The organism is Nitrosopumilus sp., assembly GCF_025698945.1.
Classification (GTDB): domain Archaea; phylum Thermoproteota; class Nitrososphaeria; order Nitrososphaerales; family Nitrosopumilaceae; genus Nitrosopumilus.
Window position 1 is genome coordinate 143,008 of record NZ_JAILWM010000004.1, and the last position, 12,297, is coordinate 155,304.

The 12,297-nt window shown below is 34.1% G+C and carries 13 protein-coding genes; 10 read left to right on the forward strand and 3 right to left on the reverse strand.

Translation table 11 applies throughout. The annotated features are described in order from the left end of the window. Window positions 1-157: 157 nt before the first annotated feature. Together K5790_RS09105 and K5790_RS09110 are read right to left on the reverse strand one after the other, a co-directional pair. Window positions 158-1,195, reverse strand: coding sequence for a V-type ATPase subunit (locus tag K5790_RS09105; protein WP_297594370.1), 1,038 nt, complete (start codon window positions 1,193-1,195; stop codon window positions 158-160). 61 nt (window positions 1,196-1,256) lie between these two features. Next, window positions 1,257-1,922, reverse strand: coding sequence for a hypothetical protein (locus K5790_RS09110; RefSeq protein WP_297594372.1), 666 nt, complete (start codon window positions 1,920-1,922; stop codon window positions 1,257-1,259). Between the two features lie 130 nt (window positions 1,923-2,052). Here K5790_RS09110 and K5790_RS09115 point away from each other — a divergent pair, with 130 nt between their 5' ends. The 9 genes from K5790_RS09115 to K5790_RS09155 all read left to right on the forward strand — a co-directional run bounded on the left by K5790_RS09115 (window position 2,053) and on the right by K5790_RS09155 (window position 9,500). Then, window positions 2,053-3,615 (forward strand): ammonium transporter, encoded by a 1,563-nt coding sequence (locus tag K5790_RS09115; protein ID WP_297594374.1) that lies wholly within the window; start codon window positions 2,053-2,055, stop codon window positions 3,613-3,615. Window positions 3,616-3,688: 73 nt separating this feature from the next. Then, window positions 3,689-4,465, forward strand: a complete 777-nt coding sequence (locus K5790_RS09120; RefSeq protein WP_297594376.1) for a sulfurtransferase — start codon at window positions 3,689-3,691, stop codon at window positions 4,463-4,465. A gap of 54 nt (window positions 4,466-4,519) precedes the next feature. Further along, window positions 4,520-4,666, forward strand: coding sequence for a hypothetical protein (locus K5790_RS09125; protein ID WP_297594378.1), 147 nt, complete (start codon window positions 4,520-4,522; stop codon window positions 4,664-4,666). 187 nt (window positions 4,667-4,853) lie between these two features. Further along, window positions 4,854-6,125: a hypothetical protein gene (locus K5790_RS09130; RefSeq protein WP_297594380.1), complete on the forward strand. Its 1,272-nt coding sequence runs from the start codon at window positions 4,854-4,856 to the stop codon at window positions 6,123-6,125. Between the two features lies 1 nt (window position 6,126). Continuing rightward, window positions 6,127-6,837 carry a plastocyanin gene (locus tag K5790_RS09135; protein WP_297594382.1) on the forward strand — a complete coding sequence of 237 codons (711 nt, stop codon included), beginning with the start codon at window positions 6,127-6,129 and terminating at the stop codon, window positions 6,835-6,837. Between the two features lie 64 nt (window positions 6,838-6,901). Beyond that, entirely contained in the window at window positions 6,902-7,075 is a 174-nt protein-coding gene (locus tag K5790_RS09140; protein ID WP_297594384.1) for a hypothetical protein, read from the forward strand. 21 nt (window positions 7,076-7,096) lie between these two features. Next, window positions 7,097-8,131, forward strand: coding sequence for a hypothetical protein (locus K5790_RS09145; RefSeq protein ID WP_297594386.1), 1,035 nt, complete (start codon window positions 7,097-7,099; stop codon window positions 8,129-8,131). Between the two features lie 104 nt (window positions 8,132-8,235). Further along, on the forward strand, window positions 8,236-8,676 hold the full coding sequence (locus K5790_RS09150) for a hypothetical protein (RefSeq protein ID WP_297594388.1): 441 nt from the start codon (window positions 8,236-8,238) through the stop codon (window positions 8,674-8,676). Between the two features lie 29 nt (window positions 8,677-8,705). Further along, complete coding sequence (locus tag K5790_RS09155; protein ID WP_297594390.1) at window positions 8,706-9,500, forward strand: hypothetical protein; 795 nt, start codon at window positions 8,706-8,708, stop codon at window positions 9,498-9,500. A gap of 3 nt (window positions 9,501-9,503) precedes the next feature. On the opposite strand, the gene K5790_RS09160 is transcribed toward K5790_RS09155, so the two are convergent. Then, window positions 9,504-11,603: a V-type ATPase 116kDa subunit family protein gene (locus K5790_RS09160; protein WP_297594392.1), complete on the reverse strand. Its 2,100-nt coding sequence runs from the start codon at window positions 11,601-11,603 to the stop codon at window positions 9,504-9,506. 73 nt (window positions 11,604-11,676) lie between these two features. Between K5790_RS09160 and K5790_RS09165 the strand changes: the two genes are divergently transcribed. Next, a complete protein-coding gene (locus K5790_RS09165) occupies window positions 11,677-12,294 on the forward strand; it encodes a V-type ATP synthase subunit E (protein ID WP_367182885.1) in 618 nt (205 codons plus the stop codon). The last annotated feature ends 3 nt before the right edge of the window (window positions 12,295-12,297 follow it).

Below are 12,297 nucleotides of genomic sequence, written 5' to 3' on the forward strand. Positions count from 1 at the left end.
ATCAGATTCCCACTCAAAAAATAAATCCCTAAAAATATTCCCAATGGAGGCAACGTGAAAACCATTGCCAAGAATGAACTCACCCAAATCATTCTCACCAAAATTTCAGGAGAGACGTTACTCTTTTTCTTTGGAAAATTAAACATCTTGAATTTACCTATTCTTCAGGTAGGATAAGTTTAGACATTGTAATCTCAGTGGGTATCTTTTGCTCAATTGCAAATGCAATTGCAGCAAGATTTCTAACTTCAAATGCAGTCAATTTGGTTATGCCAACAATTGTTGCAAAACTAAACATCTTTGTAAATGATCTAAGTGAAGTGTTGTAAATTAACATTTCAAATGATCTCTCAAATTCTGCAATTGCATCTAATTCATTTTCTACTTGAGGAACTAATTCTTTGTATTTTGTACTAGATAATTCATTAAAAGCATCTCTTACTGAAGCTGCTGCCATCATTCTTCCAAGTAATTCCTTCGCTGGAGGATTGGTACTAATTATCAAATCTTGAATTTGATCTTCTTGTAATCCCCAGAATTTTCCTCTAATCACGCTTAGAATATTATAAAAGTCAATATCCATGGCTACAATTTTTGTGGCATCTTTATCAGAATAATTTTTCATGGCTCCTGCTAGATATTGGAATAATATTTTATCAAAATATGTATCAAAAATCTGAACATTCTTTTTTTCATTGTACAATGCTGCAGCTTTTGCAATCTCTTCTCCGAACTGGACAGAGTTCAAACTTGCAACTGTTTCTTCAATATCTTTTGCTACTAGTGCTTTAATAACAATATCTCTTTGCTTGATTAATTCTTCAGCATGAAGATTTACATGAGTTTCAAGATCTTCTTGTGATTTACCTAAGACTTTGCCTTTTAAAATTAATTTAAGATTTGATATGATGAATTTCATATAATAGGCATCTAATACACCTGAATTTCCAGATGTTTTTGCTATTGAATAATGAATATCTGCTAATTTACTTCTAAGTGCAGACTCGATACTTTGTGAGGTATATGGTTTTTGGACATCAGCAACTGCATCAGCATAGACTGTATTTTTGATTCTAGTCATTAATTCTTCTAAATCTCTAGATTCAGCAAGAGTTTGAAAATCAGACTTTGTCAATAATTTACCTCTTTTACTGTAGGCTTTTACTGAGGCATAGACATTCTTAGAACCGCCCATTTCGATCAATCTCAAGAGGCAACTGATTTTAATGTTTGGCGATCTATTTTAGGAACAAATTCTAGGTAATTCTATCTAGAAATCTAATGGCATCCTCTTTTTCTTGTTTAGGGAGTTTTACAAAGGCTGAGAGGATCTCTTTTTGAATTATTAATGATTCATCTGAAATATCTTTTAGTTTTGATAGATCAAATGGTAACAAATCCTTGATTTTATTATCACAAAAGGCTTTTACATATTTCTGAATTATTGAATATGTAAAATTGGGACTAGTCTTTACCAAACTAGATAAAATCACCTCAAATTCTTTCTCTTCTAATTCAGACTGGGAAAAAAATTCTTCTAGTAAACCATCCCTATTCTTTATTTCACTAATTGACAAAGCAATCAAGATTCCTTTTCTTGTTAAATGGTAATAGGGAATTCCTTTTTCCTGAAGCGCTTTTGGTCCTCTTTTGAGGGGTAATCTTCCATCTTCTTCAGCAATTTTCATAGGTAGTAAAATCTCATCTAGATCCCGAAATATTCCTGAATAGATATTCTTCCATGTAATGCCATGATTTTTTGCAATTCTTTGAGAAATTCCGGTTCTAGTTCTCTCAGCAGGATTGGCATTACTTGCTAGAATGGAAATAATTGCTCGCTGTCTATTTGCCTCTCCTGTAAGATCGGTTCCTTTTGTTTTGAATGTATCAAAGATTGCTAGTTTTGTATTTGATTTTCCCATTAAATTTTACCTCTTGACATGATTTTCATATATTATGTTACTATCAAATTATACTAAAATATAATAATTTACTTTTTTAGTGATTTTCTAGTCTCCAACCCTTAAATAATTTTCAATTTCGATAAATTTAATGAATTCTAGGAACTACAAGTATGCTCTATTACTTGTAGCCGCAGTATCCATCACAGCAGCAGGTGCTATGTCACAAGCATACGCACAAAGTGTTGAAGATGGTATGGACGGATATGTAAAAGGTACCAGTGGAATATACACTGGTAACCCAAACGAATGTTGGTATGATGACGGCGAAGGTGGCATGCTACCCTGTAGAATTGATACAGGTGATACAGCATGGATGCTAGCAGCCACATCATTAGTACTCTTCATGTCCCCAGGTGTCGGTTTCTTTTATGGCGGTCTCGCCAGATCAAAGAACATCGTCAACGTACTTGGTATGACCTTAATCGTAATGGGTCTAATGTCAGTACAATGGGTTCTATGGGGATACTCACTAGCATTTGGCGGAATTGATTCAGACGCAAACATGTTCATGGGTAATCTCGACTATGTTGGATTTAACATGGTATCTCACTATGCTCCATTAGGAGAAGCAGGTCCATGTGCTGACACTTGGTCGGCAGCTTACCAGATGAATGCGATGGTTGATGCAGAAGAATGTAGCCAAGGTTGGCCAGGTACTGTACCTCACCAACTATTTGCAATGTTCCAAGCAACATTTGCAATCATTACACCAGTACTCATTATTGGTGGTTTGATTGACAGAATCAAATTCAGCGCTTTAGTAATATTCGTACTCTTATGGGGAACCTTCGTTTATGATCCAATAGCACATTGGGTCTGGGGAGGCGGATACATAGGAGGAGGTGCAATAGACCTCGATCCAGACTTATCTCCATCATATGCATTAGACTTTGCTGGTGGTACTGTAGTACACATATCTTCAGGATTCGCTGCATTGGCAGGAGCCTTAGTCCTTGGTAGAAGACTTGGATATGGCAAAGTTCCAATGGAACCACACAACATCCCAATGGTAGTCCTCGGCGCAGGAATTCTATGGTTCGGATGGTTCGGTTTCAACGCAGGAAGTGAAGTTATGGTAGACGGCATTACCGTCAGCGCATGGACTGTTACAAATACAGCAACTGGTATGGCTGCAGTCACTTGGGTGCTCATGTCTTGGGCACATACAGGAAAACCAAGTGTTGTTGGAGCAGCATCAGGAGCAGTAGCAGGATTGGTAGCAATCACTCCAGCCTCAGGTTGGGTAGGTCCAATGGCTGCGATTATAATCGGTATTGCAGCTGGTACAATTTGTTATGCAGCAATTGCATTCAAGAGTGCACGCAAATGGGACGACGCATTAGATGTATGGGGAGTACACGGAATGGGTGGTCTTACAGGTGCAATTTTGACTGGTACATTAGCTAGCCCACACATCTGGGATACCGGAGACGGTATTGGTGCATGGACTGGTACTGCAGAAGGAATGGAACAGCAAGCAATCAGCATCATCGGTGCTGCTATATCAATAGGCTATGCCTTTGGTGTTACCCTTGTAATCCTCAAAGTAATGGATGCCGTATGGCCTGGCGGAATCAGAGTCACTCCTAAAGAAGAGGAGATTGGTCTCGATTTGGCACAGCACGGAGAAAGAGCATACGTAAACGAATAGAAAAAACCCTTTTCTTTTCTTCTTTTTATTATTTAATCCAAATCAATTTAGATTTGATCATTTTATCCAAATCATGATAATTTCTAGCTCAGAACTTAATTCAATTTTAGATGATCCTAATGTCATAATTGCTGATACCCGTTCTTTCAAAGAATATTCCGAAGGACATATTCCAGGAGCTGTAAATTTAGATCTATTTGCATTTCATTGGATTGACACATCAAAGAAAGGAATTGAAAATTTCAATAATCAATCTCAACGCCTTCTTTCGTTTCTTGGTGTTACTCCAGAAAAAAAAGTCATTTTTTATGACAATGTTTCTGGAATGCTTGCTGCAAGAGGAGTTTGGATGTTGATGTATTTTTCTCATGAAAATACATCAATGCTTGATGGGGGAATAACAAAATGGAAAAAAGAAAACCTTCCACTTGAAACAAAACCTAATGGATTCAAACCATCTAATTTTTCTGGAAAAGTAAATCCAGAAATAATTACTGGATTTGAACATATTAGGGATAATCTGAATAATCTGAAAATCCTAGATGTTCGATCCCCTGGAGAATATAATGGAAGTGTGATTCGTGCTGCTCAATCTGGTCATATACCAAATTCTCTAAATATTGATTGGAATCAAAATCTCACAAAAGATGGCACCTTTAAAAATGATTTAGAACTTTCAAAACTTTATGATTTTCCCAAAGATTCACAAATTGTTACTTATTGCCAAGGTGCATATCGTGCTGCAAATAGCTTTTTGGCATTGAAAAAACTTGGATTCAAAAACATTAGAGTTTATCTTGGTTCTTGGGGTGAATGGGGAAACAAATTAGAATTACCTGTAGAAAAATAAGGCATACCACAAATCTATGGGCATTATGATATATCTCAATACATTATGTAATTCATGTCAGTCATTGTTCAATACGAACAAAACCAAACCCCAAACCAATCAGTTTTTCTGGTTGATCGTGAGACCAAAAATCCCGAATCAACCAGCATAACTGCTTTGGATATGATTGGATTGACGTGGGTTTTCAAAGAGGATGATTGATTTTGATAGAATTTTTTGAGCCAGCAATGAATTCACTTCAATACAAATTATACTCAATAGTATCAAGACTGGATTCTAGAAAAAAGAGCAATTTGAATTTCAATCAAGAATTACTTGAGGCATTCAAGTAAGTTTGTATGAATAATCATACACATCACTTAAGTGTTATAAAAAATGATAAAATATGTTGAAAATTAATTTAGTTGTATTATTTACTATCTCCTTACTATTGGTTTCTGCTGTAACTGTTTCATCTTTTGCAGATATTATTCCACCTAATCAACAAAAGAAAATTGGAATATCTGCTGAAGATATAGTATGTGACAGTGGATTATTCAAAGTAATTAGAGAAAAAACTAATTCTATAGCATGTGTTAAACCAAGTAGTGCTGCAAAGCTTGTATCTAATGGATGGGCAAAACAAATAGATGAAAAACTCCTATCTGATGCTGTAAATAGAAAAAATATAGAACTTGGAACAATTAACATTTTAGAAAAAGTTCCTATTAGAACTAATGTTGGAAAACTTGCAACTGGTGCCCCAATTAATGGATATGATTTAATTTTTGAAGTATGTGCTACTATTCCAATATATGCCCCTGATGTTTTGATTCGCTCAGATAGTGAATCTAAAAACTATGAATTAATTGAAACTGTAGATGCTGGAACTTGTGTAATAAGTGCAAGCAAAATCAAAGCTGCTGATGCTAAAACAATTACTGTAACATTACTTAACAAAGGAGATATTTCTGCCAAAGTACTATCACTTCAAAATGAGCTTGATTCATTAAAGAAACAACTTGTAGAAGTAAAATCTTCATTTGGCACTCCTGCAGCTTCTGATGTTCAAAATCAAGGAATCAAAATTGCTGAACTAAGAAAACAAGTTAATGACAAACGTGAAGAATTACATCGTATATTATTTACACTTCATACTCCTCCAACAGTAAAAGCAAAACTTGACAAATTCACATTTACTGGTAAAGTAATTGAAGGAGAATCAGCTACTATTCTCTCTGTTTTAGATTCACAAACTCCGGGGCAATTTGATGTAGTATTTGAGGCGTGTGCTGGTAAAAAGACAGTAAAATTACCTGTAGTTAATGTTACTTCTGATGAGCAATCAACTGCAGTAAAAATTGGAGACAAAATCTCTGCAAACAGCTGTCAGATGTCATTTACAAAAATTAATGCAAAAGACAAAGCAACCATTACTGTATCAACTGCAGAAAATGAATCCTCAGGAAAAGCAGCAGATCTTGAAGTACTCATTGTAAGCCTAGAGCATGAAATGGTTCAGGAAAAAAGCCTACTCAAAGAATTGATGCATAATCCAGTTAGAGCAGAAAACTTTGCAGAATTATTAGATGCACATGTAACAAAGATTACTGAACTAAGAAACCAAATAACAAATGCAAAGGCAGAATTTAGTAAAATTCTTTATTTGACATATAACTAAAATGAAGATAATCTTAATTGGCGTTCTAGTTGCTATGCTTTTATCTACTAGTTATGCTCCAAATTCATTTTCTCAGAAAGCAGTACCTGATTGGGTAAAACAGACTGCTGGATGGTATTCAGATGGTCTTGTTTCAGAAAAGGAATTTCTGGATGCAATACGTTTTCTTGTTGAAAATAAAATTATTCTTTTAGAAGATAAAATCTTAGATGATCCGACTCTAAAAACTAATGAAGTATCCGTAACAAAACCAAAAATTAGACAATGTGAAGTTTTATTTCAATCCTACAAAAATATTGGCGTAACTCAGTTTAAAACTAAATATTCTCACATAACTTATCTTGATAGCTGTTTGAAATTATACTCAGATCCTATTTGGAAATATGAGGGTTTGGATAGATATGATAAACTCTCAGAAAAATTAACAAGTTTTAATGTAAAATCTGAGCCAAAAAAACCAAGTGATCCTTATACAAGTATTTTATCTAAAACCAAAATAGGCGATGAGAAATACCTTGTAAAATTCAATATTTGTGCAGGCGATAAAATAATTGACAAGGCCAAAGTTCTTGTTAAATCACAAATTGAGGCAATTCAAGTAGGCTCAAATAAAGACGTTCCTGCAAACTCATGTAGAAATTATGAAACACAAATCTTTGCAAAAAATCCTGATAATATTTTTGTAGAAATTCTTGAGCAAGTTTTAGGATAATAATTTTAAAAGCATACCACAAATCTATGGGCATTATGATATATCTCAATACATTATGTAATTCATGTCAGTCATTGTTCAATACGAACAAAACCAAACCCCAAACCAATCAGTTTTTCTGGTTGATCGTGAGACCAAAAATCCCGAATCAACCAGCATAACTGCTTTGGATATGATTGGATTGACATGGATTTTTGCAGCTGATGAAATTCTGATGAATGATGGATCACTTAAATAATTTTAATGAGAGAATAATTAGATGTCAATTAAAATAAATTTTGTTGTGTTATTTGTCGCTTCTGTGTTGATGTTAGGTGCCATATCTGCACCATTAAATTTAATCCAATCTGCTGATGCACTAAAAGGACAAGGAGTGCCATCATCTCAATACGGTTCTGCTACAAAACATAAAGTATGTGGAGATAAACTCTGCTCTGAAGTAAAGAAAGAAACACCAAAGAAAGAAGTAAAGACAGTTCCAAAGAAAGGAGCTGAAAAGATAGAAAAGAAAGAAGCAGAAAAAAAGAAAATTGAAGATAAAGAAATGTCTGCCCAAGCAAGATATGATGATACTGCTTTACCTCCAAGAACAATAAAGACTGGAACAATTACATCTGTTCAAGATCCAGGAAAAGGTCATGAGAATCATCAATTAGCTATTCTTCTTGCACCATCTGATAAAGTATATCGTGGAATGTTGACATTTACTGCATCCGATGAAGTTCAACTTGTTGCATTACATGGACCACTAAAACCTGGTCAAGATAAAGGACAGGCTATTTGGACACCTGATGGAAAAACAAAATACGCATTAACTTTCATTCCTCTAAATGCTAAAGCAGGAACATGGCAATTTGCAGGAAATGCATTAGCAGTTCATACCATGAAAGATGAGCCATTTACAATTTCATATTCGGTTGCATACAGAGAGAGAACATTATCTGACACTGTAAAAAGTGAAACTATTACCTCTGTTCAAGATCCAGGACTGGGTCATGAGAATCATCAATTAGCTATTCTTCTTGCACCAAGAACTACTGCATATTATGGTACATTAGGATATTCAGCATCTGAGAATGTACAGCTTGTAGCCCTACATGGCCCATTAACCGTTGGTCAAGAAAAAAATGGACAGGCTATTTGGTCTCCTGATGGAAAAACATTCTATGCCTTGACATTTGTAGATAAAGAAAATTCAATTGGAACTTGGCAATTTGCAGCAAATGCAATTGCACTTCATACCATGAAGGATACTCCTTTTACTGTAAGTTATTCTGTGGCAACAGGACAATAATTCAAAATTAAATAGTATAATATCAAAAACATGAAATTTAATTTAATGAGAAACTGTTCTAAAAATGGATAATTGGTTAAATTCTATAATGGTGTATTACCTTTATGGAGAATAGCACAAGATCCGATTCTAACAAGATAGATGAGAAAAAACTATCTTTATGTGATATAATGAAAGACGATACATCAGAGGTAATTAGAAAATTAGAATCTCAAACTCCTTCGTTATTTCAAAATTTCTCTGATTTGTATACTGCTTATCTTCATATGTATGATGATCTCTTTGGCACTTGCTACATTTCAGAAAAAGAGTTTTTTGACAAGATGAACATGGATCCAAAAATACTGCAACAAATTAAAAAAAACTCTGAAATAATGAAAAATAATTTTATGGAAATGATTGATATGAATACAAAATACATTGATGAATACACCAAGATGAGAATATCTGCCATCAAATCATTTGACAATTTCTCTCATATTGTGATGGAGTCATATGTTAAATATCTCTCAGAATTCAACAAATCAATAAATTTGAAAAAATAATTCATATTGTTCATTTCTAATTGAGTCATATGAAAAAAATTCTTTATTTTGTACTCCCAATCATTGCATTTTTAATAATATTTGTAAATGCCTTTTTTGGTCATCTTATTTTTTCATCAGAATCCCAACAAGTTGTAAACAAATATTCTGTGTATGTTCATCTATTATCTGACTGGAAAAGTGATTCAAAGAATATTATTTTTGATGTAACAAATTCTTGGTATAAATCTGATAAGGATAATAAAGAAAATTATGTATTTGAAGCTGCATCAAAAGAATACAATTCAAATCAATTTCAAGAAATCAATGGTAAATCATATGTTGAATTAAAACATGAATTTAGTGACTGTCAAGAAGATTGGCAACCGATGCTCTATAGAAAAGCAGTTGATACTGTAAGACATGAAATTGAATACGTGCAAGGAAAACAACTGAGTGCAGATCCTGAAATTTCAATATATCCTGATATTGATAATAAGAGTTATGATAATACAGAACAACAATTAAAAATCAAAAATGGGTTTGTGCAGTTTTTCCCCATTTGTACATCTAAAGAAATCACATCATATGATTATAGTGTCAAAATTGATAACAAAGATTTAGGTTTTGATGCATATTTTGTTTCATCATCTAGAGAGTACCAAAACTTTGTCAGTGAAGAGTTTGATTTTTACACTGAATTAGGTTGCTTTGCACAAAACAAACAAAGCTACAGTGGAACATGCAAAAATATCAACAAAGATAGTGGGTTGTTAGTAATATTACCAGATGAAATAAAACCATGGACCACGAAAATTACTGTAAACCTTTATGAAATAAACTGAATTTTATTTTTTCTTCCAGATGAACTGATTGTAAATCAATTCTGGTCTAATCTGTCTGAATGGTTGGGAGCCTCCTACATACCATTTTGTAAAGAATTCATACAAGTGCAATCTGAGTGACTGGATATACACAATTAATCCTTCAATCATCATGATTCCCAAGTTGCCTCCAATAATCATAGCCATTGCTCCTCCAGATGAAGCACCACCAAGTGATGAAAATGCATTATTTACTGTAAGTAACAAAGCAGCGTGGACAAGCAACATAATTCCAAGTCGAGCATAACTAATTGTGTGGGCTAAACTCTCAACTGTTTTTCCTAAGAGTACTTCCATAATTACACTAGCAGGATCTGCCCCATCTTCTGGATGCTTCTTTGCATGCATTACACCTCCTACCATCATAATTACCATGGATGCAATTACAATTACAACAGCAATTCGAGTAACAATCCAAACTTGTGCCCAATCCCCTAAGAACATTGTAACCCATGGAACTGCTTCTGTGTGAACTTTAGAATACATGTTCATGACATCATACTGTGATCCAATTGCACACATCATTACAACAACAATTCCTCCATAGAGAGTAATGTTTGGAATTGCTTCAGTAAATACAACAAGTTTGTGACCTTCTTTTGCTAATCTAATAATTCTCAAAGTCATTGCCCAAACCAAATGAACAATTCCAATGAATAACGAAACTTTTAGAATATTAATTACTTGATCAAATGTTAATTCAGCAACACTGAGTATTCCAACTATCCAACTAACCGAATGCAGTGCTCCACCTTCTTCTAATAATCCCTCAAATGGTCCCATATGATCAAGATGATAACCAAACGCTTCTCCTGCACCAACACCTGCAATAGCTGCCGATGCACCAGAGATTGCAATGAGCATTCCCCATCTGGAAAGTTCTCCTTGCCCCTTAAACTTGAATAGTAAACCAAGTCCCATTAGTAACAATCCATGACCCATATCTGCAAACATTAGTCCATAGAAGATTGGCCACATTAGAGCAATCATTGGAGTTGGATCAGGTTCTCCAGATTTTGGAATTCCTTGACTTTTAGTGATTACCTCAAAGGTTCTTACAAATTTCTTATTATCAAATAATGTTGGAATTTCTTCTTTTAGCTTTGGGTCTGTAATGTCCTCAACAACTGACATCCATTGTTTAGTAGATTCTGTAAATTTTGATTCCATTTTTGCTGGAATAAATCCCTGAAGTACTGCAAAATTCTTAGTGCCTCCTGGTTTTCTCAAAGTCTCAAGTACATCTTTTGCAACTAGAGCCTTTTCATGTAGAGATAAAATATCACGTCTAATTTTCTTTGCAAGTCCTGCTAGTTCTTTTTTAATGGCTGCTTGTTTTGCAGTTAATTCTTTAATTTTGGCTTCAGCTAGTTCGTATGCCTCACTTGGAATTTGTGGGAATCCCTCTGGAATTTTAAACGTATTAGAGTTGAAACTTCGTAAAACCTTTAGAACTTTTTCTGAATCTGTAGTATCTGAAATGACTAAAATTGCTGATTTTTCTTTATTCTCTAAATCGTATTTGTAGATTGTAACTCCTTCAAGTGAACGAGAAATCTCATCATAATCTGCTGTATTGATTACAAACAGATTTGTGAAGAAATATTTCATTAAACCAAATCCAGAAAGATCCATCTTCATCTTTCTAATTACTTCAAGTGTATCCTTGAGTGATTTGTATTCTTCAATTGCAGCTCTTGTATTTGCTGCCTCTTCAAGCAATTGTGCTGGTTTCTCAATAATTGACGGAGTCTCTTTTTCTAACTCCTTTATCATCTCTTCAATCTCATTAATTTCAAAATCTTTTTTCTTGATTACAGTTCCTTTGAATAAAATCTCCATAATTCCAACTTGTAGTGGAATCCCCATTCCTTTGATGACATCATCTATTGATTGGTATGTCTGCTGTGCCTTTAGTAGAAGATCGTCGATTTCAGGAGTTACCAAATCACTTGCAGAATCTATTTTGTGATACCACTCAAACTCAGTTAATCTAGAGATTGCTTTAGGAGAATCGCTTCTTGGCAGAATTACTGTTCCAAGTTTTAGATCGGCTGTACCCAAGACAAATTTTGGGTATTTTCATTGAGTTTAATATCTTTCTGATATTGTCTATTCCCAAACATTAAAATCTATTATGGGTCAACGGCACCCATTGACATCTAATTCAGCGTTAGAAAGTACAATCGATAAAATTCTAAAAAACACTGAAAAAGACATTCTCTCAAGCATAAAGTCTGGATTAGACGATTCTCAGAAAAATCTTGATGACTCTCTTCCAAAATTAGAAGGAGAATATAACAAAATTATCTCAGATGGCAAAAAAGAGGCCGATAAGATTGAAAAACAAATCATCGGAAGTGCCGATTTAGAGGCTAGAAATAAACAATTAATGATTTTAGAAGAAGCAGTTGACAAGGTTTTCTCAACTGCAATAGATCAAATCTCAAATGGAGATCGAAGTGGTGATTATGCAAATCTTATCAAAAAATTACTAGAAGAATCAACTCAAATTTTGGGTACAACTGAAGTTAAAGTATTTACAAATTCAAAAGATAAAGATGTAGTTCAATCTGCATTATCTCAATTCTCAGGTGCAGAGTTAGCATCTGATACAATTGATTGTCTTGGTGGAATTATTGTAAAATCTAAAGATGGAGCAATGACATTTGATAATACAATTGATGCAAGAATTAACCGCATGAAGCCTTTAATAAGGAAAGAAATTGCAACAAAATTCGGAGTAGGAAATTAGGAT

What these genes read in the sequence shown, in the direction of transcription:
- K5790_RS09120 (WP_297594376.1), top strand. Translation starts at nt 3,689, where the DNA reads ATGATAATTTCTAGCTCAGAACTTAATTCAATTTTAGATGATCCTAAT.
- K5790_RS09140 (WP_297594384.1), top strand. Translation starts at nt 6,902, where the DNA reads ATGTCAGTCATTGTTCAATACGAACAAAACCAAACCCCAAACCAATCA.
- K5790_RS09115 (WP_297594374.1), top strand. Translation starts at nt 2,053, where the DNA reads ATGAATTCTAGGAACTACAAGTATGCTCTATTACTTGTAGCCGCAGTA.
- K5790_RS09165 (WP_367182885.1), top strand. Translation starts at nt 11,677, where the DNA reads ATGGGTCAACGGCACCCATTGACATCTAATTCAGCGTTAGAAAGTACA.
- K5790_RS09155 (WP_297594390.1), top strand. Translation starts at nt 8,706, where the DNA reads ATGAAAAAAATTCTTTATTTTGTACTCCCAATCATTGCATTTTTAATA.
- K5790_RS09135 (WP_297594382.1), top strand. Translation starts at nt 6,127, where the DNA reads ATGAAGATAATCTTAATTGGCGTTCTAGTTGCTATGCTTTTATCTACT.
- K5790_RS09145 (WP_297594386.1), top strand. Translation starts at nt 7,097, where the DNA reads ATGTCAATTAAAATAAATTTTGTTGTGTTATTTGTCGCTTCTGTGTTG.
- K5790_RS09150 (WP_297594388.1), top strand. Translation starts at nt 8,236, where the DNA reads ATGGAGAATAGCACAAGATCCGATTCTAACAAGATAGATGAGAAAAAA.
- K5790_RS09125 (WP_297594378.1), top strand. Translation starts at nt 4,520, where the DNA reads ATGTCAGTCATTGTTCAATACGAACAAAACCAAACCCCAAACCAATCA.
- K5790_RS09105 (WP_297594370.1), bottom strand. Translation starts at nt 1,195, where the DNA reads ATGGGCGGTTCTAAGAATGTCTATGCCTCAGTAAAAGCCTACAGTAAA.
- K5790_RS09110 (WP_297594372.1), bottom strand. Translation starts at nt 1,922, where the DNA reads ATGGGAAAATCAAATACAAAACTAGCAATCTTTGATACATTCAAAACA.